Annotated in this window: 25 protein-coding genes; all 25 read right to left on the bottom strand. The window is 31.7% G+C overall.

The genetic code is table 11. The features are described 5' to 3' along the window. Positions 1 to 60: 60 nt before the first annotated feature. The 25 genes from I130_RS10670 to I130_RS10550 all read right to left on the bottom strand — a co-directional run bounded on the left by I130_RS10670 (position 61) and on the right by I130_RS10550 (position 26,167). Entirely contained in the window at positions 61 to 1,458 is a 1,398-nt protein-coding gene (locus I130_RS10670; protein ID WP_034922811.1) for a sugar transferase, read from the bottom strand. Between the two features lie 52 nt (positions 1,459 to 1,510). Continuing rightward, on the bottom strand, positions 1,511 to 2,524 hold the full coding sequence (locus I130_RS10665; RefSeq protein WP_034922808.1) for a glycosyltransferase family 4 protein: 1,014 nt from the start codon (positions 2,522 to 2,524) through the stop codon (positions 1,511 to 1,513). Continuing rightward, entirely contained in the window at positions 2,524 to 3,537 is a 1,014-nt protein-coding gene (locus I130_RS10660) for a glycosyltransferase family 4 protein (protein ID WP_034922805.1), read from the bottom strand. Before I130_RS10660 ends, I130_RS10665 begins: the two co-directional genes overlap by 1 nt. Further along, entirely contained in the window at positions 3,494 to 4,798 is a 1,305-nt protein-coding gene (locus I130_RS10655) for an O-antigen ligase family protein (RefSeq protein ID WP_198012048.1), read from the bottom strand. Before I130_RS10655 ends, I130_RS10660 begins: the two co-directional genes overlap by 44 nt. A gap of 80 nt (positions 4,799 to 4,878) precedes the next feature. Continuing rightward, entirely contained in the window at positions 4,879 to 5,946 is a 1,068-nt protein-coding gene (locus I130_RS10650; protein ID WP_034922800.1) for a glycosyltransferase, read from the bottom strand. Then, on the bottom strand, positions 5,943 to 7,046 hold the full coding sequence (locus I130_RS10645; protein ID WP_034922798.1) for a glycosyltransferase family 4 protein: 1,104 nt from the start codon (positions 7,044 to 7,046) through the stop codon (positions 5,943 to 5,945). Before I130_RS10645 ends, I130_RS10650 begins: the two co-directional genes overlap by 4 nt. Next, positions 7,046 to 7,402 (bottom strand): serine O-acetyltransferase, encoded by a 357-nt coding sequence (locus I130_RS16810; RefSeq protein WP_232224054.1) that lies wholly within the window; start codon positions 7,400 to 7,402, stop codon positions 7,046 to 7,048. Before I130_RS16810 ends, I130_RS10645 begins: the two co-directional genes overlap by 1 nt. A 219-nt stretch (positions 7,403 to 7,621) precedes the next feature. Continuing rightward, on the bottom strand, positions 7,622 to 8,623 hold the full coding sequence (locus I130_RS16260; protein WP_051119681.1) for a hypothetical protein: 1,002 nt from the start codon (positions 8,621 to 8,623) through the stop codon (positions 7,622 to 7,624). After that, positions 8,613 to 9,623 (bottom strand): glycosyltransferase family 2 protein, encoded by a 1,011-nt coding sequence (locus I130_RS10630; protein WP_034922794.1) that lies wholly within the window; start codon positions 9,621 to 9,623, stop codon positions 8,613 to 8,615. The genes I130_RS16260 and I130_RS10630 overlap by 11 nt, the downstream gene beginning before the upstream one ends. A gap of 13 nt (positions 9,624 to 9,636) precedes the next feature. After that, positions 9,637 to 11,172 (bottom strand): glycosyltransferase family 2 protein, encoded by a 1,536-nt coding sequence (locus tag I130_RS10625; RefSeq protein ID WP_034922792.1) that lies wholly within the window; start codon positions 11,170 to 11,172, stop codon positions 9,637 to 9,639. Then, positions 11,172 to 12,317, bottom strand: a complete 1,146-nt coding sequence (locus I130_RS10620; protein WP_034922790.1) for a glycosyltransferase family 4 protein — start codon at positions 12,315 to 12,317, stop codon at positions 11,172 to 11,174. Before I130_RS10620 ends, I130_RS10625 begins: the two co-directional genes overlap by 1 nt. Continuing rightward, entirely contained in the window at positions 12,308 to 13,378 is a 1,071-nt protein-coding gene (locus I130_RS10615; RefSeq protein ID WP_034922787.1) for a glycosyltransferase family 4 protein, read from the bottom strand. The genes I130_RS10620 and I130_RS10615 overlap by 10 nt, the downstream gene beginning before the upstream one ends. Next, positions 13,365 to 14,774: a hypothetical protein gene (locus tag I130_RS10610; RefSeq protein WP_034922785.1), complete on the bottom strand. Its 1,410-nt coding sequence runs from the start codon at positions 14,772 to 14,774 to the stop codon at positions 13,365 to 13,367. The genes I130_RS10615 and I130_RS10610 overlap by 14 nt, the downstream gene beginning before the upstream one ends. Beyond that, positions 14,771 to 15,901, bottom strand: coding sequence for a UDP-N-acetylglucosamine 2-epimerase (neuC, locus tag I130_RS10605; RefSeq protein WP_034922784.1), 1,131 nt, complete (start codon positions 15,899 to 15,901; stop codon positions 14,771 to 14,773). The genes I130_RS10610 and neuC overlap by 4 nt, the downstream gene beginning before the upstream one ends. Positions 15,902 to 15,924: 23 nt before the next feature. Next, positions 15,925 to 16,968 carry an N-acetylneuraminate synthase family protein gene (locus I130_RS10600; RefSeq protein ID WP_034922782.1) on the bottom strand — a complete coding sequence of 348 codons (1,044 nt, stop codon included), beginning with the start codon at positions 16,966 to 16,968 and terminating at the stop codon, positions 15,925 to 15,927. 12 nt (positions 16,969 to 16,980) lie between these two features. Next, positions 16,981 to 17,667, bottom strand: a complete 687-nt coding sequence (locus I130_RS10595) for a cytidylyltransferase domain-containing protein (protein ID WP_034922780.1) — start codon at positions 17,665 to 17,667, stop codon at positions 16,981 to 16,983. 6 nt (positions 17,668 to 17,673) lie between these two features. After that, the gene (locus I130_RS10590; protein ID WP_232224053.1) at positions 17,674 to 18,228 is read right to left on the bottom strand and encodes a hypothetical protein; all 555 of its coding nucleotides are present in this window, start codon (positions 18,226 to 18,228) and stop codon (positions 17,674 to 17,676) included. A 248-nt stretch (positions 18,229 to 18,476) separates the two neighbouring features. After that, positions 18,477 to 19,250 (bottom strand): methyltransferase, encoded by a 774-nt coding sequence (locus tag I130_RS10585; protein ID WP_034922773.1) that lies wholly within the window; start codon positions 19,248 to 19,250, stop codon positions 18,477 to 18,479. Next, positions 19,243 to 20,163 (bottom strand): glycosyltransferase family 2 protein, encoded by a 921-nt coding sequence (locus tag I130_RS10580; protein ID WP_034922770.1) that lies wholly within the window; start codon positions 20,161 to 20,163, stop codon positions 19,243 to 19,245. The genes I130_RS10585 and I130_RS10580 overlap by 8 nt, the downstream gene beginning before the upstream one ends. 1 nt (position 20,164) lies before the next feature. Continuing rightward, complete coding sequence (locus tag I130_RS10575) at positions 20,165 to 21,184, bottom strand: glycosyltransferase (protein WP_034922767.1); 1,020 nt, start codon at positions 21,182 to 21,184, stop codon at positions 20,165 to 20,167. A gap of 14 nt (positions 21,185 to 21,198) precedes the next feature. After that, the gene (locus I130_RS10570; RefSeq protein ID WP_034922764.1) at positions 21,199 to 22,014 is read right to left on the bottom strand and encodes a polysaccharide pyruvyl transferase family protein; all 816 of its coding nucleotides are present in this window, start codon (positions 22,012 to 22,014) and stop codon (positions 21,199 to 21,201) included. Then, on the bottom strand, positions 22,007 to 23,227 hold the full coding sequence (locus tag I130_RS10565) for a hypothetical protein (RefSeq protein WP_034922761.1): 1,221 nt from the start codon (positions 23,225 to 23,227) through the stop codon (positions 22,007 to 22,009). Before I130_RS10565 ends, I130_RS10570 begins: the two co-directional genes overlap by 8 nt. 21 nt (positions 23,228 to 23,248) lie before the next feature. Further along, positions 23,249 to 24,148, bottom strand: coding sequence for a glycosyltransferase family 2 protein (locus tag I130_RS10560; RefSeq protein WP_083932905.1), 900 nt, complete (start codon positions 24,146 to 24,148; stop codon positions 23,249 to 23,251). A 4-nt stretch (positions 24,149 to 24,152) separates the two neighbouring features. Then, positions 24,153 to 25,028, bottom strand: coding sequence for a glycosyltransferase family 2 protein (locus I130_RS10555; RefSeq protein WP_051119680.1), 876 nt, complete (start codon positions 25,026 to 25,028; stop codon positions 24,153 to 24,155). Beyond that, entirely contained in the window at positions 25,019 to 26,167 is a 1,149-nt protein-coding gene (locus I130_RS10550; RefSeq protein ID WP_034922755.1) for a glycoside hydrolase family 99-like domain-containing protein, read from the bottom strand. Before I130_RS10550 ends, I130_RS10555 begins: the two co-directional genes overlap by 10 nt. Position 26,168 lies beyond the last annotated feature (1 nt).

The raw sequence follows: 26,168 nt of genomic DNA, 5'->3' as shown, positions 1-26,168 counted from the left end.
ATGAATGCTCATAAAACTAATAATTAAAGTCCTCCCCTTTGAGGAGGATTTAGGTGGGGATTACTGCCCCCTATAGAAAAGAATAGTACTAAATGTTTTTAAAAGAATATTAAGATCGAGAAATAAGCCTCTATGTTTAATATAATAAAGATCATACTGTAGTTTTTCCAAACTATCCGTATAACTAGAGCCATAATTCGCCATCACCTGTGCCCAACCCGTTAAACCTGGTTTAATAATATGCCTAGTTTTATAGAAAGGAAGGCTTTTTGAAAGTTCCTTTACAAAAACAGGTCTTTCCGGCCTTGGCCCTATAATACTCATATCACCTTTTAAAACATTTAAAAACTGCGGAATTTCATCCAGCCTTGCTCTTCTTAAAAACTTTCCAAAACTTGTGATCCTCTTATCATTTTTCATAGCCCATTGCGGTCCACTATCCTCGGCATCTTTGGACATGGTTCTGAATTTCCAGATTTCAAAACATCTCGCATTTTTACCAACTCTAGTTTGAGTATAAAACAAATCGCCCTTGTTGGCGAACAAATTAATTATAAAGACAAATGGAATAAATAATAAACATAAAACTAAGCCAAGGATAGAGATCAGGATGTCAAAACCTCGGAGAAATGAGAGATAAAACTTATTATGATTGCTTCTACTAAACAGGAAAAATTTATAAAAATCCTTTCCGATATGCTGCACTGGCACTCGGTATGTTAAGTTTTCATATACCTGCGTATAATCTTTAATAGGGAAACCTTCAATTAATAAACTATTCAAATCCTTTAACAAGGATGCGGTCACTTCCTTAGATTTAGCTTTAGAACTAGCGACCACGATTTCATTAATATGCTGATCTTCAATAATAGTTAATAAATGTGTAGCCTCAAACTGCGCTAACTCATCATAGTTTAATACATCTTCCTTCTTTCCCGTATTTATATAACCTGTAATCACATAATTCGGATCGGACTTCTGTAAGGCCTCCACCATTAATTTAAGTTCAGCGACATCTCCAATTAGCAGTGCTTTTTTATAAAATCTAGGAGAAGAAATAAGTGTAATATATGCAAACCTCCAAAGCAACAATGCGCCAACCATGGACAAAAAGAAAAATAGAATTTGAAGTCTGTTTTCTGGTAAACTAGGAGAATAAAATGGCGTTAACATAAAGAAGAGTACGGTTACAGAAACCGTGAGAATCACATTTTTTAAAACACTCTCGAATCTACTGGCCTTCTGAAGATCGTACAACTCGAAAATGGTTGAAAAGAGCAATAAATACCCTATTAAGACCACAGTCCATCCCCAGTAATCTGCAGTAATACTGAAATAATCGAATTTAAATACCACACTAACAATGGTCAATGTGAAAAGAACACAGAAAATATCCATTATTCGCAACAGAACTTTACGTTCTGAAATATCAAAATGAATTAAAGATTTCTGAGCCATATTCTATAGGGGAGCTTAAGTTCGGGCAACTTTGTTTTAAATATAAAAAAATTCAGCTTAGTAATTCCTTCCAATCTTCTTTAATCTTATGCCAATCAAAATTCTGTACTTTTTCTCTTGCTTTACAGGTGATTTCCTTAGTTTCTTTAGGGTTTTGTACAATCCAATCCACCACAATAGAAACCTCTTCTGGGGAATTTTTCTGAACAAGAAGTCCATCAATTTTATCATCGATTAAAAAAGGCATCCCACCCACATTCGTAGTAATTACTGGTAATCCAAGTGCCATTGCTTCTATCACGCTTAACGGACTATTATCTATGTTCGAGGTATTTAAAAATACATCAAAATTGGAAGCAAGTTGGGTCCACTCCTTTTTCTTGAGCTTTCCCGTAAATGTTACCAGAAGATCTTTACTTTCAGCATATTTCTTACAAATTTCTAAACTCCCATCCTTATCGGGTCCTACCATACATAACTCTGCAGAAGGATATTTTTTTAAAATTAACTCTAAAGATTTTATCGCCATTAGCGGATTATAAATATCATCAAAAGCTCTTACCCATAAAAAATTTGGTTGAAATTGATTGCGCTGCTTAAAAGTATAATGCTTAAGATATATTGGATTTGGAATATGTATTACTTTTTGATATCCCAATTTTATCACTTCGTTTTTATAATAAACAGAAGGCGACACTATATGATACGAATTTTCTAAAAGTTTTTTAGTAGCGTAGGTGGAATTTTTGAATCTGTTTTTAAGATCTCCTCCATGAAGAATAGGTATATACTTCTTCCCAAAAATTCTTGACAATCTAGCTATAATGATAGCATACCAAAAATTTTGCGTGCTATAAACATCAATTAAAACAATTTTAAATTTGTTTGAATATTTTAAAAAAGTAATGATCATATCTGCCAATCGCAGATATTTATTTTTCAATCCTGAAGCAGAATAAATATGAAATCCTTCAGATTTCAATCCACTAATAAGGGCATTATGAGATGTTGGATTTGCTTTGGGATTGGAAAGTTTATTACCTATATATAAAATAGATTCAGCCATTAATTGAGCAATTCATTCCAGTTATCCTTCACCTTCTCCCAGTCGAAATTTGAAACTTTATCACGAGCACTCAAAGTCATTTTCGCAGTTCCCTCTTGATCTTCTAGCAGTGATTTAACCGCTAGTACCATTGAGTTTTCATCTTTCCAAGGCACCAAGACTCCATTTTCCTGATGATCTATTAGATCTTTCATCCCACCTACATCTGTAGACACGATCGCTAATCCAAGGGCCATTGCTTCAATAACGCTTATTGGAGTATTATCAATGTTGGTGGAATTCAAAAAAATATCATAATCCTCTGAAACTTTTGCCCATTCTTTTTTCTTGAGCTTACCCGTAAAGATCACTTTTAAATCATGCTTTTCTGCATATTCCTGACATTTTTGAAGTGACCCATCTTTTTCTGGCCCAACCATACAAAGTTCAGCTAGAGGATACTCTTTCTTTAATTCCTCTAATACCTTTATAGACATCATGGGATTATAGCGTCCTTGAAATCTCCTCACCCAAAGCATTTTAGGCGCAAAACTTTTACGCTCCTTAAATGGAAATTTCTCCAATTCAATAGCATTAGGAATAATCTGTAAATTATTAAATCCCGCTTCCTTGAAAATTCTAAATAGAAATTGTGAAGGTGCCACATTCATCATTGCTTTTCCAAATAACGCCTTACTAAAGTCTTTGGTCTCTTCTAATCTGGTTGGCAAATTACCACCATGAAGAATAGGTATATAATCCAGCTTATAAAACTGGCAAGCTTTAGCTACTAAGTATGCATAATAGAAATTTAAAGCTCCATAAGTATCTATAAGAACTATGTCTGTAGATTTATGATACTTCACTATCATACCAAGCATTTCAATTAAACGCAATGCTTTGTTGTTCTTATTTGAAGCAGTCCTCACTGTATAACCTTCATTCTTTAGCACTTTACTGAAAAAGGAGATGTAAGTAGCAGTAAAACTGTTAATAGCTAAGTCGTTTCCTATGTACAGGAGGTTTTTTCTCATCTACGATATATAATAATGCCAAGCCATATACAAAGGCTGGTAGTGCAATTCGCATAGCAGAATGGTTTATTGTGAGAAACCAAAATGCTAAAAAAGCTAAAAAATAATAATTGTTCTTGAACTTAAACCAAAATACAATGGGTACAAATATAAGAATTAGAATAGCAGTTAAACCCAATAATCCATGCTCAGATAATAATCTACTAATTTCATTGTGGGAAGCCGTAATTGTTCCTGCTTCTTCAGATCGAAAATCTCTAGCCTTACCAACCCCAACTCCCATCACAGGATGATCATAAAAACCTTGCAATTCAGTCTCTATTAACTCTGCCCTACCCGTGGTAATATCGTCCTCTAATCTCCCGGCTGAATCCCTATTTGTATATCTATATGTAATTAAACCCTCCGTTTTTAAAGCAGAATAAAGCCATAGTGAGAAAATCGCAGCTAACAAAAAAAATAATTTTCTAAATAACTTAGTCTGACCATGACCGTTTTGTTTCTGATAAAAAACAAAAATAAAAGCTACTATACATACGATAGCTGTCAATACTCCTCCTCTGGAAAAAGTCACCAAAGCTCTATAACTCATTAAAAGTAATAATATAAGATCAATAATATTAATCAATTTATTTCGCACCACGAAAAGTCTGGTACCTAAAAGAAATGCACCCATTCCCATTACCGCAGATATTTGGTTTGGACCGTATCCCCCAGAAGCTGCATAATTTGAGTTGGTTCCGCTCATAAGGGCTTCTCCTATACTGGGAGTATAAAAATATAAATATGCCATGTTTGCGATTAGAGGCATTAATAACATCATTATAACATTTGTGAATTGGGCTGCACTAATTTTCTTATAATAACAATACAAGGCTGACACTCCTAAGCAAACCGGCCCGCTTAAATTAAAAGCTATGGCTTTTCTGAAAACTATATCATAATCCAATGTATAGGAAGCCATAATAATTCCGGGGACCAGAATTAATAGATAAATCCAATAAGGGATTGTCTTTGCCGAAGCTCCCTTATAGAACATTCCAATTAGCAAGAAGAGAATTACTGAATACTTACCAGTTTCATAAAATGCCATGGCACCGTTCATCCTATAGAACACCTCTGCTCCAGCTATATATGCAGCAGCCATTAGAGCTTCATTATTTTTGTTTTCATTTAAGATTACATAGAATATCAAAAAAACAAAAGTCCCTAACAATAAGAATGATGCAGCAGGTCTATAAACATAAACCAAAAACCCCATAAGTACATGTACTAATAGAAATTGGAGGTAAGTTATATGGTTAATATTTTTAATGCCTGTAAGTATTTGGTAAACTTAAATTATATTGTACTATAAAATTCTATTATATTTTTATAAATAACATCTTCTCCATATTCCAATAGTACATGACGTTGAAAATTAAGAGCATCCTCTAATCTTGCCTTCTTTTGTTCATAATACTCCAAAATCGCTTCACTCATAATTTCACTATTGTTTGGAATTACTACTAACCCATAACCGTTTAAAACTTCTTTACACTGTCCAACATTGGTTACAATCACTGGAAGTCCGGCTACTCCGTATTCTAACAATGCCACTGGCAAGCCTTCAGACCTTGACGAAAGCACACCAAGATCAGCCTGCCCTAAATATTCGATTATCTCTGTTTGAATACCATAATAAAAAATTCTGTTTCTAGATTTTGATTGTTCTATAAGTTTCAACACTTCCTTAGAATAGGATGTTTTAGGATCATTTCCTATTAAATGTAAAGTTGCATTAATTTCATCTGGCAAAAGTTCAAAAGATCTCAGCAAATTTTGATGATCTTTTTGGGGCCTTAAATTGGCAAGACATATAATCTTGAATGCATCTGCAGGACCTTCAAGTGTATTTACAATAGTTCTATTCTCTTTATTATGAATAAAATTATTAATCATAGTAACGTCCTCTGTTTTCAGTTTTTCAACAGCCCAATTCTTTAATTTATGGTTTACAGAAATAATTCCGTCAAAATATTTTGAAAATATTTTCAGAATCCTGAATTTTCTTTGGTGTAATAATTCACTTTCCCCATAATGATCATGCCATACAAGCTTAAATGATAATCCCGTTAATTTAAGTAAAGCAGCAAATAAGTAAGATGAACTATGAGCGTGGACAATTTCTATCTTATTGTTTTTAATATACTTCCTAAGCTTATTTAAGGCAGTAAAGTCTAATGCATATTTTTTATTTAAAAATAGATAGCCAATATCCGGATTCAGATTTTCTTTTAATATTCCTTCAAATCTAGTGCTACATAAATATGAAGCATGTCCATTTTTATGTAAAAGTTTAGCGTAAGACACAGCCATGCGCTCTGCCCCTCCGGGTCGAAGTGAATCTATTACTTGAAGCACTCTCATAAGAAGGAATTGATTTCTTCAGAAAATCTTTCCAAAGTATACTGTTGAGACCATTTCTGAGCCTTGAAAGATTTCAACCTTAAATTTTCAGGATTTAACTCATTAATAAATATTTCGGCTGCTTCCTTTAAGTTCGGTGGGATTAATATTCCTCTCTCTCCATGGTCTAACATCCAATCTACACAGGAAACATTAGTTGCTACCGGAATGCATCCAAAAAACATAGCTTCAGCAACAGCCTTTGGCCAACCCTCAGATTTGGATGGTAATATTAGAAAATCAGAATTCTTATAATGATCTTTTAGATGTTCCAATTTTGCTACTCCCATTAATTGTACAAAAGGCTCCAAATTATTGACATCAAGATATTGCCTTATTTCTTCATATAAACCTCCGTTTCCAAAGATCTTTAATTTAACGGGAATCTTTTGCAGTAATAAGTATTCAATAAAACGAATTGCAAAAATTGGACGTTTTCCATCATTAAGATTCCCAACAAAAAGAAGCTCATATGGAGAAGAATAGTTTTTATCTACAATGCTTTTATCTTTTTCAGAAAAAGAAGCTGTAAAAAAAGGCACAATATTCTTTGATTGCTTATCCCACTCACCATAAACCAAAACTTTTATATTCTTGCTAAGTTGAGGATTACTTAAGATCTTTTTTTGCAATCTATAACTCCAAGGTTGTTTTGCATTAGGATCCCAATTCCCAGCATATTTAACCGTTTTAGGTTTCTTCGGAAAAAAGATTTGAACGATACTACCAATTAGCCCAATATTCCCTGGGCATCTTAAATGTATATGGTCTGCCCACAAAAATGCTTTTATAAAAACAATTAAAGTGTAAGGGATTAAAATTAATGCTTTTAAGTAGCTTGTAATATTATTGAATTGAAAAAAGGGAAGATCAAAATAATGAAGATCCTGCCTTATAAATTCTTTTGTAAACACTTTTTCTGGATAAAAATGTGGAGATAAAATTCCAACAGAATCTACTTTAGAAAACCAAATATCCATCTCGTTAACATACGGGGCATACGCAGAATATTTTTTGTTCTTGTAAAATGTTGGAGCGTTTGTAACCACTAAAAAATTCATTAGATATAAAGATCAGAATTATTATCACTTACCTTTACAGCCGGAACACCAAGCACTGTGGTGTTCTTTTCAACAGAACTCGTCACTAAAGAATTAGCTCCAATTACAACATTATCGCCAATCTTCACATTTCCTGCAATAACAGCATTTGCGCCAATATATACATTATTTCCAATAATAGGCACACCACGGTATTTCCCAACGCCGCTCACGCCAACGGTTACTCCCTGAGAAATATTACAATTATTTCCGATTACAGATTGTGAATTAATTATAATACCTCCAAAGTGTCCAATGTAAAATTTATCTCCGATGGTAGCCGAGTAAGGAAGAGAAATCCCAGTTATAATTTCCATTAGTTTTTGAAAAAAAAGTCCGAAGAATAATAAAATACTTTTTATCGGATTAAATATTTTCGAATTATAAATGGAGTTATTTATTCTATAAATCAAAATTGCCCACAATCCTTGTTGTGTTAATATTACGTGTATAGCAGATTTATTGCTATACCTCTTATATTTTATCAAGTCTGATTTAAATTTTTTCAGCATAAAAAAGATGATTCCTTGGTTAAGCTATTCTTTATAAAAGTAATTATACACATCATATAAAAAGAATTGTAGGGATCGTTTTACCTGATACACATGAGTATTATCAGTATTTCGATCTCCATCATAAACCATGTAAAATTTCTCATCAATTTTTTGAATATCCAATTGATGCATTCCTCGATTAAACCATTTTATATTTGCTTGTGCCGAAAGATAGGAACTTTCAGCCATTTCAAGCTTTAAACCAGTGTCATTATGGATAAGTTTAAATATTGAGATTCCAGATCCGTAACCATCTGTTCTATCCTGAATTGGAAGATACCATGTATTATTGACTTTAAAAAACCTACCTCCGGGCCTCGTTTCATTTCCTAATCGAGGAAAATAATTCTCAACTTCTTTCCATTTTCCATTAAGGGAACCTGCCGTAAACATAAATTGTTTTAAATGATCATCTACAGCAACAATTAGATTTAGTTCATCCGATAATAATAAAGAAGGATCTTTCAATTCTACGCCTTTAAGTAATGTATCTTCAATTTGCCAATCGTATGGAAAGTTTCTTGCTTTGTATAAGAGCAAATTTTCTGCCTGTTTAGTTTCAGGAAGCATATAAAATTCATTTTTATATTTAAAAACTTGAGGGTAGGAAATATGAAAATCTTCATCTAATACAATTCCTTTATAATCATATTTATTTCCATCTGCTGAAACAAATAAGGCAATATCTGCATTTTCAATTCCCTTTTGCTCTACAAATAAATAGAAACTATCTTTCTCTTTAATGAAAAATGGATCGGCAATATAGTTATTGGAGCTGCCAGTAATACTATCTATAAAAGTGTAAGGTAAAATGTTATCTAAAATAAGTTTTGGAGGAGGGAAAACATTATTTGCGAAACTATAACCTACCGACCATCGGCCCACCTCCAAATTTTTAAAAGGGTATTGAGCATTTAGAAAGATCAAAAACACCAATACAAGTGAGATGCTTAGAGAAATGAATAAATAAAATTTATTTCTCATTTTTCCCGATTTGTGGTGCAGAGAACATCAAACTCCACCAGCCATAAATTCTACCGATACTTTCTGTAAAAGCGGCCTTTTTTTGAGAAGAATTTAAGCTATTACTCAATCTGACTAAAGTTAGTAAAAGTGCAATTACATGCCACTTTAATCTCGAAACAAAATTTGGCTTCGGATATTTTACTCTCCATACATACCAACCATTTCTAATTACCATTTTACCATAATCAAACTGGTTTGGTCTGCCATCTGGTTCGTGATAATGATCTAATTTGGCAGCAGTATTAACATATAGTTGACCAATTTTGGATGCTCGCAAACAGAAATCCATATCTTCATATAAACCATAACCTTCAAAATATTCAGAGAATTTTAATTTGTGAAGTAGTTCCTTCTTAAAGGATGAAACTCCTCCCATAAAGAATTCAACCCTATAGGTTTTATTAGAAGGAGGTAGAAATGAAGTAGATAATCCATTAGAAAATTTTGGCATATACCCTGGAGCTTCTTGACTTAATAAATTAAATTTTTTCCTTAGCACATTCCTGCTCCCTAATTTCCGAACATAGCCATCTTTTATATAATCATCATATTGAACAGAATAAGATTCATTAGAAGGAACCCATTCCACCACATCTTTAATATAACCTCCAATTCCTATCGCCTCAGGATAGTTTTGATACGTATTCAATAGCAATTCAAAATAATCTTGTTCTAAAACAACATCATCGTCTAAAAAACATACCACCTCTATATTAGCTCCCACCTTAGAAATTCCAAAATTTCGTTGTTTGGTAAGGCCTCTATTTTGATCATCAACTTGAAAATAAGATAAGCTGGAGAAAGAAATATTTTCGACAGCCACTTTAGTCTTCTCGCCTTGAGAACCATCGATAATTAGAATTTCATTAGGACTCATGGTTTGCTTCCCTACTGACTCCAATAGTTGAAGAAGAGCCTTAGGACGATTATAGGTGCAAATTATTAGACTGAACTTCATAGATTTCTAAGGTTTAATATCTTACTCCTCTTTTTACAAGATTTCGTGCATAGAACAAAGACTTATTAAACTGAAGCGCTCTATAAGGAAATTTTAAAATTCTTAATAATATCCCTCTCTTACTACCTTTAAATAAATATAGAAAGAAGTATTTAGACTTATACTCCCTAACCTGTTTAGGTGAATAATGTTTAATTATTCCATAAACAATTGTGGGGCTAGGTATTGGTCTTATAAATTTAACCGGATGATCTAATTCCCAGGCTTGCTTCTTTCTTTTTTTACCTAATAAAGATGCTTGTAAACCCCAATGCCTATATCCACCTGTTGGTGGTTTTAGGTGCAAAATTGGCGAATACGGATTTTGCATTAGAATAGCACCGGCTTTTAGTAATCTTAAACCAAAATCGGTATCTTCTCCATAACCTCCATCAAAATTTATATCATTTCCTATTAAAGTTTTAACTAATGCCGAGCTAACGCAAGAATTAGCATTGCTAAAGGACATAGCTGCCCCGGCTTTCAATTGAGATTTACTCGCTTTACTATATAATTCTTGCAGTTTATCCAAACCATCTTCATGCGATGGAGCAGATATATCAAGCCCATTAGAGGCCTCTACATTATAGGTTTGAAGAAATCTAATATGATTTTCTACAAAACTTGATAATATTCTCGTATCATCATCAGCAAAAATTATATAATCTCCAGTACATAAGGCTATCGCTTCATTTCTTGCCCTGCAGCTCCCTTTAGACTCCTGCCATTTTATAATCAATTCAAAATCAAATTGATCCTGATTATAGATGCCTTCAACTCTATTTTCAAGAGGGGTTGCATCTACAACAACTATTTGAGTTACTGTTAAGGTTTGATCTGCATAATCCTTGAGTAATTGCAATGTATATTCTTGCCTAAACATAGTTGGAATTACTACGCTCACACTTGGTTTAGACACCAATGAATTCAATTCTCTTGCCGGTAAAACCGGAAAAATGTTTTGCTCTAAATTTTCCTTCTTAGCTTTTTGGAAGTGGGATAATTCCAATAATGGATTTTTATTTAATTCCTTTAAAAGCATATAAACAGCATGTTGAGGTTTAAAATTCTTTTTAAAGAATCTATATCTATCTTGAACCGAAATTTTAGATATCTTAATTTCTTCTGGAAATAAACCTTTAACATACATTGGAATTGCTCCTCCGTGTCTTAACATTCGGTAGCCTAAATCGAAGGCGCTTAAAATATCAGAATCATAGTCTTTCGGGAAGCCAGAAAACAGTAACCAAACATTTTTTCTTATAACAAAAGCATCAGGATTTATTCTCCAGTTAATCGATTTATCAAGATGTGGCAGATCATTAAGAAACCACCAAAAAACCGCGGTTTGATATACTAATTCCGGAAAAACATTATCTAAGCTTTGATCAAGAGAACTATGCCAAATATCGCCAGGCCCATTAGCTATTTGTTCTAAACTTTCAAGATTTGGAGTTCCGTTATATAATAAAGTTTCTCCCGACTGAGTGACAAATTCTTTTAACTGCATCACTTTGAAATTAAACTTTGATAATATTCAATATTCTTTGAAGTAGTAATTTCGGAAGAAAAATTACTGACCACTCTCTTTCTTGCATTTTCACCAAAATTATTTCTCAAATCATCATCTTTAAATAAGAAGGTCATTTTTTTAGCAAAATCCTGATGATCTTTTGGATCTATCATAAATCCAGTTTCACCGTCAATCATCATTTCGTTTGCCCATCCAATATTAGAAGTCACCAAAGCTTTTTCCATAGCCATAGCCTCTAACCATGTCATTGGAAATGCTTCAGCAAAACTTGGAAGTACTATAACTTTTGCCTTAGATATTTCCTTTGAGATTTCGCTATAACTTATGTGATCTAAATATTCAATACTTTTATGATTGGCAGGCGTAACGAGAGAATAAAATAGTTCTAAAGTCGATCTGTTTTCAAAAATATCTACAGTATCCTTTCCTATGATCTTTAAAATAGCATCAGGATTATTTTCTTTAAAAATACTATATGCTTTCGCCAGTTCTAAAACTCCCTTTTTTCTGATCACAGTGCCAAAATACAGTATACTATTTTCTTTGCTTTCAAAAGAAGGTGTAGCTGGCTTGAATTTACTAATATCCACTCCATTGTATAAAGTAATAATCTCTTTTTTTAGTTCAAAAATTTCTTTTGTAAGCCTTCCTGTAAAACTACTAGCAGCAATAACTTCATCTGCGTTTTTCAATGCATTTTTTTCGAACCAAAAGTTTTTCCATTTCTGTTTTCTGCCCTCCAATTTACAGAAATAAGCATCACTGCCATTACATCTAATTATTAAAGGAACTTTAAATTTCATAAAAGCGGTAATACCAGTCCAATCTGGTGCTTCCAACAGGTCTATACTATTTGATCCAACAATTTTATTTATACGATTCTGATAATATTTTCTGGTAACAAACCAGGTAATTCCGGGAACTTTGAACTTTTGTATAAAATGAAATTGGATCTGATCTTCAACAAAAGATTCTGAACGATCTAAACCGATAACAAATACCGAAACCTCAACCCCTTGTTGTACTAATTCATGAGCTAAGTTTTTGATACTAGTTCCTAAACCACCGGCACCGGGGAGCGCTTTATGCGGATATTCCGGAGTTATAAAGCCTATATGCATGGTAAAAGTTTTATATGTTCATTTACCATTCGAGATAAATTAAAATTTTCTTCGATCTCTGTGAAGGTATTCTTTTGAATTTTCTTAGACCTATTTAAGATTTCATCTAATAAGCCACTTAATTTAACAACATCTTTTGCAGGAAAAATAAAACCGTTAACTCCATTTATTACAATTTCCTCATTTCCGCCTACCAGGGTTGTAACCACGGGTACGTTAGAAGCTAAACTTTCCAAGATTGATAAGCTAAAACATTCCATATAAGTGGGCTGAAGCAGAAAAGAGTAGTTCTTATATAAATTCGGCAGTTCCGGCGTGCTTCCCTTAAATGTGAAAACAGTATCTAATTCTAAACTTCTCACCAATTCTTTAAGTTCATTTTCAATCGGACCTTCACCATAAATATCAATTATCATTTTATCCTTGGCTGCTGAATTTAATAATGAAACTGCCTTAATTAGATCTTGAATTCCTTTAGAACTTCTTAAATGTGATGCCACTATAAATTTTCCGAAATTCTCTGCTTTTCTTTTTAAATAGACATCTGTAGCTATTCCATTATACACCACCTTGGTTTTAGCTTGTAAATGCATTCCAAAATCATTTAAAATACAATTCGTAGTATATTGAGAAACTCCAATAAGAAGATCTATATATTTTGAATATAGAATTCCTTTCAATTTATTCTTCGCTCTTTTTTTAATGCGAAAGCCACCTATAGGCCTAGGATTATGGTCTACCGAGATTATGTAAGGCTCATTTATGGTTTTAATTGTTTTAAAGAATGGTGTACACAATTCAACAAAATGAGTGATAACAATATTATATTTATTCGTTTGATGAAAATCAAGAAATTCTAAGTACAGATCTTTTGAACAAATATGCACCTCTAAATCATCATAGAAATCATATTTTCTACCACCCGCAAAGAACCAAGATATTTTATAACCTAACTTTTTACATTCTCCATCATAAGCCACAAAAAAACGATCCATACCGCCAATACGATTTGGATTGAGATTATAGTTACATATAACAGCAATGTTTTTATTTAATTTCATCTAATAGCTGCTCAGTAATTCTTTTTCCGGTATCTAACAAAGGTTTGCCGATTTGTAGGTTTAGTAATTTTTGTCTCTCTAATTTTCTTTCATCTGGATTTTTAAGCTGATGGTTTATAGAGTTTATTAGTTCTTCCTTGTTCTTCGCAATCGAAACAGAATTACTTTCAACCACCCTCTTATAATGAGCATATTTTAAAAATCGCTGATCATTATAAAGTCCATTTTCACTATTGCCAAAAACAGGATTTATAACAGGTTTGTCAAATTGCATAAAATCAAGGCTCATAGTAGAACACATATTAATTCCCAAATCAGAATTTTCGAGGATCATTCTAAGATCTGCTAAATCATCCATAGTGGGTATTCTTTGTGACCAAGGCTCAGGGTGATCCATTCTTGCCAATTCCCATTTTGGAAAATTCCATATTATAAACGGAAATTTTTCCTGAAGGTACTTAAATCTATCTGGGTCTTCTGCCGGTGATGTTCTCACCAAAAAATTAACATTGCTTGAAATAGATTTATTTAAAATTGCCTCTGCAATAACCTCGATATAAAGAGGATCATTTTTACTGGTAGAAACATCTCCACAGCTAAAACAAAGTGTTTTTAAATTTGGATCTAGATTGAATTTATTAAAAAACTCAACTTTATCTCTTTGATATCTTTTTAGAACATAAGGTTCAAATTGAGGAGTGCCAACTACTTTAACCCTGTTAATATCAGTGTTAGGATAGAAATGCATTAATTCTTCTTTCATCAAATCACTCCAAACAAAATAGAAATCAAATGTAGCAGCCATTCTACCTTTAGAAGCCAAATTATCCCAACTAAAAATAAAGCTTCCAGTTTTAATATTTAATTTCTCTGCAGCATCTACTAATGGCACCACATAAGGCGGACGTTGATGTGTAAAGAAAAGAAGATCCGGCTTTTGTTCTATTAGCTTATCTTCACAAAACTTAGTTACACTATGAGTGTGTAATGTCTGTTTTTGTTTCTTTTCAAAGAAGAGATTATTCTTCTCGGAATGAAAAATAGAAGTTATCGTATAAATGAGTCTGGTAGCGCGACCTCTATTAGAATTCGCTAAAGATCTGTTGGCATTTAAGTTGTCATTGATACCAAAATTCTCTTTATGATTTTGCAAATGAGCTACTTCCTTAAACTTACGCCAAAACCAAGTTTTAAAAGGCTCAACAAATACCGGTAGTTCAACAACTTCAACATTATTATAATCACTTAGATCATATATCTCTTTAGGTAATCCAGAATATATTATAATTTTATTGAAGTCATCAGTGGCTTTCTCAAGAAAAGAACTCAAGCAAAAGTTTCTGTATCCAACTCCATCGGTAATTACTAAGCCTAATATCTCTTCTTTTTTATTCAAACTAAATCTCTAAACTGTTTTTGTTTATCTAGCTTCCAAATATCAAGCTTTTCTAAAGACTCTAAAAACTTATTAGCACTATTCCCATCTCCGAATTCTCTAACAGCATTTCCCTTAGATATAAATTGAGTTTCTTGTAGTGCTTGAGTAATTTCTTGATAACTATAATCTACATTTAATATTTTAGAATCTTCAGCTCTATTATTTTGACGGGTACCAATATTTATTACAGGAACTCCATAATATGGAGCTTCTCTAATTCCAGCACTGCTGTTTCCAATTATAAAGCTTGCATTTTTTAATAGTGTTAGGAAGTATTCAAATCTTAAGGAAGGGATTAATCTAAATCTTGAATTGCCTTTTAAAGAAAATATTTCTTCCAAAATTATATTGCTACCTAGGTCATTATTAGGATATACAATGATATAATTACGGTCATTATTTAATATTGCTTTAACGAACTGTTGTGCATAATTACGCATTTGCGAAAATTCAGTAGTTACCGGGTGAAACATAGCAATTGCATAGGTGTCAAACTCTATTTCGTAATAGGTTTTCACTTTTTGAAGATCTGGCAAGTTTTCAGAGAACATTACATCAACATCTGGAGAACCAATAATTCTAATTGATTCTGCAATCTCTCCCATTTGCATCAACCTTTTTCTTGCTAGCTTATTAGAGACGTAATGAATATGACTAAGCTTACTAACACTATGTCTAATTAATTCATCTACAGTTCCAGATATTTCTCCTCCTTCAATATGTGCAACTAAAATATTATTTAAAGATCCAACAATTGCTCCAGCTAAAGTTTCCACACGATCTCCATGAACTACAATCATATCTGGCTTAATTTCTTTAATATATCCAGACAATCCTTCTATGGTTTTTGCCAGTGTAAGATCCATGGTTGTCTCATGAGTAAAATTTTCAAAAGTATAAACATTGGAAAAATTACAACGTTCTATTTCAAGCAAGGTGTAACCATACTCTTGTTGCAAGTGCATTCCTGTTACAAATACAAATACTTCGAAATTTTTATGAGATTCTAAAATCTGAATTAGTGACTTAATTTTTCCAAAATCGGCTCTCGTCCCGGTTAAAAAAAGGATCTTTTTTTGAGTCATTTATATAATTCGCTTTCTATATTTTAATTTTCCACATCAGTCAATTTCAGTTGTCTATCAACCTTAATATCAGCTGTGGCCTTTTTCCCAATGATGCTTTCATATTTATCTGCTAAGATCTCCCCTGTACCAGGGCGTTTCACCCATATATTTTCGTTAGAAAAAATTTCACCTTTCTTAATTTCTTTTATAGAACAAACGGTGGCGAACGCAAAATCTATTGTCACCTTTTCTTCTAAGGCAGCTTCTTTTTTACCTCCTCTCATTAAAGCGATCTCTGTGCTTGAAATAATGAGCTCTTTACAGGATTGTTCATCCATACTACAAATAATATCTGGACCTGTACGCTTCATATGATCTGTAAAATGTCTTTCTAAGATCGAGGCACCCAAAGCTACTGCACCCAAGCAGGCGTTATTATTTAAGGTGTGATCTGAAAGTCCGAAGACTTTATCTGGAAAAGCTTCATGCAGCTCTTGCATAGCTCCTAAACGAACTAAATGAATTGGAGTTGGATACAGATTTGTGGTATGTAAAAGAGCTATAGGTGTTTTGAATTTATCAAATATAGCAACTGCTTTTTTCACACTTTCAATATTATTCATCCCGGTACTTAGAATTACAGGCTTACCAAAACCAGCAATATGTTCCAATAGCGGATAATTATTACATTCCCCACTCCCTATTTTGTAAGCGGGAACATCAAAATTCTCTAACCTATTTGCAGCCGCTCTGGAAAATGGGGTAGAAATAAAAATTATTCCTTTCCTTTCTATATAATTTTTTAAACTTTTTTCATCCGCTTCATTCAGTGAACAGCGTTCCATTATTTCATAAATAGAAATATCAGCATTTCCCGGGATCACATTTTTAGCTTCAGAACTCATTTCATCCTCCACTATATGAGTTTGATGTTTTATCATTTCTACACCCGCTCTATGTGCAGCATCCACCATTTCTTTTGCAGTTTGTAAAGAACCTTCATGATTAATTCCTATTTCTGCTACCACTAATGGGGGAAAATCTTCACCTATCTTTCTTCCTGCTATTTGTATATATGGTTTCATTAAATCTGGTTCTTATTTAGTAGAATTCTTCTTTATCAAAAATTCGGCATAATCCAAGTCATCTTCATAGTCTATGTCTACAGCTGCAAATGGATGATCTACAATAAAAGGAAAATTCTTCTTTCCAAGTAAACTTCCTTCAAGAATTAGAGAAGCCTTTATTATATAAAGCAAGCCATTTTCATAATAAAGCGGTTCCAAATCCTGACTGCGTTGGCCCATTTTGTAATTGTAAGGCACAAACTTTTTATCTTCAATTCTGCCTAATTTTTTATGACTTTCACTCACCGTCATCAAACTCTCATAACCACCTATCTCAAAAACCTGAAAAGCATCTACCAAAAGCGACTTGGGCCTTAGAGGATTTGTAGGCTGCAGTAAAATAACGTTTTCTATATTATATTCAACATTTTCAAGGACATGTTTTAAAGCCGAAAGCGTAGTAGCCTCATCTCCAGAAATTCCTAAAGGTCGGTCTATCACTTCAACTCCCTCATCCATTGCTATGCGCTTTATCTCGGCGTCATCTGTTGAAACATATATATTGTCAATAATATCGCTGTTTACTTTAGCATAATTAATACTATGCTCAATAAGAGGTAATCCATCCAATAATCTGATGTTTTTACCCGGAAATCTTTTAGAACCTCCTCTAGCAGGTATGATGGCTATCGTTTTATGAATTATGCTGGCTGTCATAATTCGCTATAGTTTTTCAAGTTTTATTATAATTTTTTTGAATACTTTTCGCACTTCCTTATTTATTCGAAACAATCTATCTTTAAAAATTATAGGTTCCACAATATTTTCTCCGAAATCTATTTTGTCTAAAATCAGATCTATTCTCTCTGTATGTTTTTTATTATTACCATAGGCTCGAGCATACCATGTATGAATTAAAAATAAAGATCCATCAGGAAGAAAAACTTCATTGCTTATTTTATCATCAATGTCATCTCGCATTTTAGAATTTAGAAATAGGATTTTCATTCCCTTTCTTCTCAACCAAAAATAGAAACAATAATAAGGTTCGTATAAACTAGACTGATCAAATTTAAAGGGCAAAAGATCTAGCTCATCATTAAACTCATTTTCTTGAATATATTGGCTACTTAAAATCTTCTTTTTATTATATAGCTTTAACACCTCATCAAAGTTAAGAATTGAAAAAAATGTATTAATTGAATATGGATTTTTATTCCTATGATTTATTACCCCTCCATCTCGAATCCCAGCTACCGAATAATTATGATTTTCCATGTAGGCTATTAGACTGAATATTCCCTCCGGCTTTTGAAATATTACATCCTCATCTGCCAGTACTAGCCATTTAATATCAAGTTTTTTGAGCTTTTTAAACATAAAAAAAATACTGTCCAAGCCGTGCATTCCATTTCTACCATCAATAACGTAAACCTGTAGATTCTTAGGATATAATTTTGAGGTCTGCTGATATAGCTCAAAATTAGCAACTGTAGTAAGGATGGCTATTTTATCTTCTATTATTTCTAAGTTTTATTTGGTTTCTGGTTATTAACCATATAATTTGAGACTTCATTATTTAATCCTTTACATACTACAATTAAATTATGATAAAAATGGATCGAGGTAATATTTAAATTAAAATAAGTAGGTTGATATCCTGGGTTTTCAAATTCTTGATGATTTAAACCATCAACTAAACTTTTGAAGTACCCCATTATAGTAACACTCTTATTAAATTCTATACTAGAACCTCCCTTATTTTCCCAATATGAAGTTTGAGTATCCTCAATTACATAAATTCCGCCCAATTTAAGTTTTGGGAATAAGATTTCAAATGTTTTTATAACATGATCGTTCATATGGCTGCCATCATCTATTATAATTGTTGGCTCTCTAACCTCTTGGATTAATTCCTCCAAAAATATTTCGTCAACCTGACTTCCCTGTAGTATCTTGATTCTATTTTCTTGCAAAAATGATTTATCATAGATATCAAACGAAAATATCTTAGCAAAAGGAAAATATGATTTCCACATTCTTAGAGAATTTCCTCCCAGATATGGATTTTCATAGCCTCCAACACCTATTTCCAAAAGTTTAATCTTCTTAAATTTGAATTTTTTAAAATGCTTCTGATAATGGGGTGTATAAAAATGATATCCATATTTATCAGTTTTATGTGTCAATGCCATTTTTGATAGATTATATGGAAAAGCTAAAGCTTTTAAATGCCTTAAATGATACTTTATTTTAAGTCGCTTTTGAACCGTAAATTGTTTCTTCAAATTATCAAACATCTATTTTATATTTGGGTTTCCAGTAAATCTTTGTATTTGATAAATTTTCAAATTCTTTATATTCAATTTTAGTAAGGCGGTTATTATTTAAAATCAATTTGGGAAAATGATATATTAGATCTAAAAGAGCTTGAAAAATGGCTAACGTGGCCTTAAAGTCACCTTTAAAAACTTTAAGTTTTAATTGCATGTAGAAGGTATATAAAAATCTTTTGGGAATTTGTAACCATGGTAAAAATAGAACGTAATTATACCACCCAGATCGTAAGGATCTTCTTAAACGTATTTTATAATCCTCTTGAGATTTTCTATTACTAACCTCTACCCGATGATGTACCAGAACTTGGGGAACATAATGCACCTGCCAGTCTTTTTTAAATAACTGATAAGATGCAAACTCCTCTTCACCATAAAAAATATACCATTCTGGATAATTTGGAATATCCCTCCATGCATCCATACGCCATGCATGCCCACATCCAACAAAACTTTTTACCCGACATGGTACATCCTCGCTTTTTAATTTTTGTGGTAGCTCCTTACCCCAAAGTATCCTAAAGGCAACAACGCCACAATTTGGATTAGCATTAAAATAATTTTCAATAATGTTTAATGGATTGAGAGTTAAAAAGTTTGAATCATCGTCTAAAGAAATTGCATATTTTGATGAAGTCTCTTTTAAAAGCCTATTTCTGCTCGCAATTAAACCAATACTTTTTGAGTTTCTAAGCAATATTATGTTCGGGAATTCCTTTGTAATAATTGAATGGGTTCCATCTACAGAACCATCATCACAAATAATACACTCCACTTGTTTGCTAATGATTAAATGATCAATCTTAATAAGTGTTAGTTTAAGGTCTAAGATGCGATTCTTTGTTGTTATCAATATTGAAAATACAGGTTTTTGCATATCAATAGGTTTTAATCATTGAGTTTGGTAATTGTTGTCTCTTTAGAAAAAAAAGATAAAATGGTTTCCATTTTAAAAACTTTTTAAAAAATCTTGATTTAATAATAAAACAGAATTTCTGTGAGGTTAAAACGTTTGATTGAAGGTTCGGTATTTTAATTTTATTATTTTGAGATAAACTATCTATTTCTGCTTGCATCCAAGTTTCCCAAGTATTGCCCATGTGAAAAGCATAATTTTTTTCAGTAGTTAATCTCCACCCATCTAATTTCAAAACTGAAATATCCAGAAACTGTGTTTCCGAATCACCACCAAGTTTATATTTTGAAGTTTTACTTAATAATTTAGTAAATATTTCCCTTTTATAAGTTGCAACTGCATGACCTGAGCCAACTATTGATTTATGACAATTTGAAGAAATAGTTAATTGCTGACTTAAATAATCTTTGTTATAATTATCGTCCCAACCTATACTATCATAAAACCTAACCAAAGCCTCTTTATCTTTGACTTTTGAAAATTTTAATTGCGAATTCCATAATGAATCAAAAATTAAATTACTGCTATGGGAGGTAAACATCTTAAATTGAGGGATAAGACCTACAACCCCTGCTTTGGGAAAGTTATTAAAAACTGTAATGGTTTCAGTCTGCCAATCTTGCTTAAATAGAATGTCAGCATCTGCAATCGTAACTAAAGGTATATTATGACCAGCCATGCCTTTTATTATAGCATTGAGCTTTCCTATATTATGGGTATGAACAATTTCATTTATGCTGCCTGCACTTAATTGTTCATTCAAATATTGTAAGATTTCACCGCAACTTCCATTATTAACGATGCAAATAAATGTTTTATAACTCACCGTTTTTTGCAGTGAGAGAATACAGTTCTTTAAAACTTTAAAACTTTCAGTATAGTAACCCCTCAAGTTTGGAATATAGACAGGGATGACTATTTGGAATACATATCCATCATTTTCTAAAATAGCTTCTTTCTGTGGATTATTTCCAATACGCATCTTAAAGAGTAAATTTAAAATGGACAAGTTTCATAAATGTCACTTTTCCTTAAAGTAATCATATCTTGAGTAGGTAAAGAAATATCACGATTATTTTGAAAAATTTTCAGTAAATAATCAAAGTTTAAATTCTCATTGAATACCTGAATTGTTGGATAGTTAAATATGCCAACGGATTCAAAGTAATCGTAAAATTTAACATTATCTCCACCAAGATTATTAGAAAGCTGAATCCAAATAGCAGGTATACCATAAGAATGTGCAACAATAATTCCATGTAAAGAAGAAGAAAAGATAATAGAACAATCAACCAAAGAGTCTATAACTGTTTCAATATTAACAGTTAGTAAATCTATAACGTTTAAATCTGTATCAGCAACAGAATTAAATACAAGGTCATAATCAATATAATGTGGAGCAATTCCAATTTTATAATAAGGATTATTTTTTTTCGGATATAAATCAGAAAGTATCAAAGCGGGATCTCCAAAGCGCTCTGGTACGTCATATTTAAGTTGCAACAACCTGTTTCTTGTGTAAGGTCCTCTTACTAATAGAAATTTAGCTTTTTCAATATGATCATTTTGTCTGATAATTCCACTTCCCCAGATTATGGAATTGTTATTGGCAACTTCTAAAATACTACCTACCGTTAAATAATGTTTAATAAAATATTTATAACGCCTCATTGATGGGTGCATTACTTCAACTATTTTCCTTTTGGTAATCTTATCTATCAAATATTTACCAATAAGATCACCAAAATTATCTTTATCATCTGTCCTATTTAAAGAAAAAGAATATAAATGTATCCCTAATGGGTTATTCATCTGTAGCTTCTATAATATTAGTTAGACATTTTTTAAAATTTTCATCACTAAAATAATCTCCAAACGGATTAATTGTCTCTCTGTTTTCCATTTTATCCCATATTAGATTTTCTAAATTTATTTTAATTTCTTCAACATTATTCATATCAGCAATATACCTGCTATTATTGTTCATAATTCTTCTTAACTCACTTCTTTTAGGAGATACAACTAAAACAGATTTTCCTGTAGATGCTAAAAAAGGAACTTTTCCCGGTAAGATATTACAATAATAAGGGCCATTTTCCAGTATTATATTAATATCACTTTCATGCATCTGTTCAAAAGCCGAATTAGAAAAATCTAATGGCTTAAGTATTTTGATATTACTGATATTTCCAAATTCTCGTTTTAACTTATCAATATTATCACCTTTAACTCTTAAAATGAATTCTGTATGGATTTTAATATCTTGATTTTGTTGAATAAGTAGTTTATATGCTTTTAAAACATTAAAGATATTTCTTCCAAGCATTAAAGCTCCATGATAGGATATTTGAATTTTTTTTTCTTTTTTCCTTATTTTATCTCTATAATTCAAATTAAAGGCACTAACATCAAAGTAGTGAGGAAGCGTATAAAAATTTTTATCCGAAGCGTATAAAAACTGTAAATCCTTTGCCATGTAATAAGCTGAAGCACAACATGTTTTAGCCTGCTGGGTTATTTGAATAATTCTCCTTAACCTTAAAATCTCATTTTTATGAATTTTGGAGGACTTTCCTTGATACCAAGAATTTGGATAAGGATCATGAAAATAAATTATTGATTTGTGTAGAACAGGAAGATTATGCAATGCCAAAATTGTTTCATGTTTTAGTCCAGCACTTCTAATAAATATATGATTATATGGTAAATGATTGATATTATTAATATGCTTGGCATATTTTTTAGAAATATAATTTTCCGCGTATAAAATGTTCATAAACCTTGTCGTAAACCTATTAATCCATTTAACATGAATTGGAATGTTATGATTTATAACCTTTTTTGTAATTGAATTTACAGGTAATATCTTTAGGTCATCATCTAAATTAGAGTTAGACAGATATAGTACATCAATTAGTGAATCTGGATAGATTTTTCGCAATTTTGTTAAAAAAGATCTTTCGATAACACCTGCACTTGTCCCGGAAACCCTTAAATCCTGTGTTATTATTAAAAATTTTATCATTTTTTAATTATAAAGTAGATGTTATGAAATGTAAATTCCACACTTACCAATAAAATTAATATAACGCTTGAAATATTTATTTTTAAAATAAAACCTAGTAAAAACAATCCATCTAAACATTCTTTTCTTATTGTCTAAAAATGTTTTTTCCAAATGATCTAATAATAAATTATTCAATTCAGGATCTAAACGAAAATCATATTTCTCTAGAATATAGTAGTAAAAATCGAATGTAGCATTATTTTTTGATGTAAGATTATCTGTTCTTGATGTTATATTATTTCCGCTCAATCTAAAATAAACAATAGCTTGATTAATACTAAAAATTCGCTGGAAATTACTAACCTCGAGCACAGCTAATAAATCTGAATACCACGCTAAAGGGAACTCCTTAAATTTAATTTCTAATATTGAATTTTTCTTGAAGCAATATTCACTAAGGGAGCTTCGAGTACTCCCCTTTAATTTGCGTTTTAAAAACTCTTGAGAACTTTCAATTTCGGGATGCTTGTGAACCCCTGAAATATTTTTACTATTCGCATCTATTACCTGTGATGAATATCTAATTACTTGAATACATTTGCCTTCAACCTCCTCTAAATTCTTGTAGAAACTTTCAACAACATTTTTACCCAAAACATCATCATCACCTAAAATCAAAATCCAATTTTCATCTGCAACCATTTCTATACAACGATGCCATTGCGATACGAGAGATGTGTTACCTAAGTTTTCAGAAAACTCCTTGTATTCAAAAACAAATCTGTTATTAAAATTTTCTAATAATGGTTTTGGATTATCTGGACTTGCATCATTACCAATATAAACTTTAAAATTTTTATTGGTTTGTGCTGCCAAAGAAGAAAGACATTCTTCAAAAAACTCCAGTTTAAAGTAAGGTATCACTATAGCTAGCATCATATGTCTAGCACTTAGGCGATATTCCAATTTTTAGTAATACCTTTTTAATTAGAGTGTCAACGATATAGAATTTGGTCCTTTTAATTTTCAATAATTCTCCTTTAAAACGAATGCTCCTCAAATAATAACGTCTCATGAATGTAAATAAAAGTTTTTCATATTGAGAATCTGAGAGTTGCAGCTTTAAATCGGATAATACGAGCATATGATCTTCAAACATACTACTTGTCATTGTAATACTTTTTGGATGTACTCTATAAACTGCTAAGGGCTTATCTAAAAAATAAATTGGTGGTTGTTTCATGAAAATCAGCACCCACATTAGCCAATCTTCTTTCGCTTTTATGTGCTTTGGAAATTTAAAATCTAAAAACAATATAGCATCAAAAAGGCCACAATGTATGGGGATAGAAAATGTATCATCCCAATTATATAAAACCTCATTCAAACTAAATAAATCTTTATTTAATGTGCAATAAGGAGGATGAATCTTTTTTGAAGATTCTTTATAAAGTACAAAATTAGTAATAACCAATTGAGGTTTTATTTTATGATTATGCTCTAAGGCTAATAAAGATAATTCAATCTTTCTTTCCTCTAAATAATCGTCTCCATCCAAAAACTGAATATAAGTTCCCGTTATAAGATTTAATCCTACATTTCTAGTGGTGGATACACCTCCGTTATTTTTATGAACATATCGAAAACGGTCGTCTTTAGCAAGGTATTCTTTTATAATTTTTGCAGAATCGTCTGTAGAACCATCATCAATAACTATGCACTCCCAATTAATATATGTTTGATCTTTAATAGACCTTAAGGCTTCAAAAATATATTTTTCTTGATTGTAACATGTTACAATTATAGATACTAAATGCATTTTTGAGTTTTAATTAATTGTTCTAAATTTTCTTTAACTTTTTTCACAGCCTCTAACCACCCATATCCAAATCTAACGTCAGGTTCTAAATAATTTCCTTCTGCCCACTCATTCCAAGACTTAATAAAAATAAATGGTGGGTTCTCGGGGTTATCCAAAAGCTCTACCACATTATTAGTGAGATGCCTTTTCCATGTCTCTGGATTGGAATTTTTGAATATCAATGATTTTTTACCGCTTCTGGCAGAATTATCCCAATTAGGAAAGACACAAGGTATATATTTTGAATGGGGTATTTTTACTTCTAATCGAGCTGTACCAACTTTATAGTCACAAATTATAGGTTTCACTTGGACATTCGTACTATTCTTAGATCTTAAAATTCTTTTTACTCTATTTTCTATTCTTTTTAGTGTACCATTAGAAAATAAAAAATCTTGTTCATATCTTAATTTTTGAAAAATATCTAACCCAACTTGTCCTTCTATCTCATTATAATCAAGAGAAACATTGGAATGAGAAACTACTGAGGAAACGAAGTAAATACCTGCAAAGCCATTTTCTATTGAAAGTTTATTGAAAATTCTAAAAAATTCAAGCAAATCTGGTATGTCCTGAATTTTATAAATATGGAACATCGGCTTGTTGTCAATTTTAATATACCGATCATCTCTAAAAAACGGCAACAAATATTCAAAATATCTTATATAGTCCTCATTTCCAAAATATTTCTGTTCTATAAGGACTTTTGAACTATCCAATCCATGCCAAATACCTTTCCAAGTTTCATTGGCCCAGCAAAAACAAAACGGCAGATCTATTTTATCATTTTTTAACATAGCCTCAGCAGGTTTCTCCAAAAGCATTTTTCCATCTCCAAACCAATATTGATAATAAATAAAACCATCTATTCCATGTTCTCTTGCCAGATTTGCTTGATCAATTTGAACTTGGGGTATTCTAAGGTCATAAAACCCCAAATCTGCAGGTAGTTTAGGCTGGTAATGACCATTAAAAAGAGGTTTTGCCTTTGCTACGTTCGTCCATTCTGTAAAGCCCTTCCCCCACCACTCATCATTTTCGGGAATTGGATGGAATTGAGGCAGATAATAGGCTAAAAATTTAATATTTCCTGACATA

Origin of the sequence: Gillisia sp. CAL575 (assembly GCF_000403785.1) — a bacterium.
In the GTDB taxonomy this organism is placed as follows: Bacteria; Bacteroidota; Bacteroidia; order Flavobacteriales; family Flavobacteriaceae; genus Gillisia.
The sequence above is the reverse complement of the archived record's forward strand: the minus strand, read 5'-3'. Positions and strand labels throughout refer to the sequence as shown.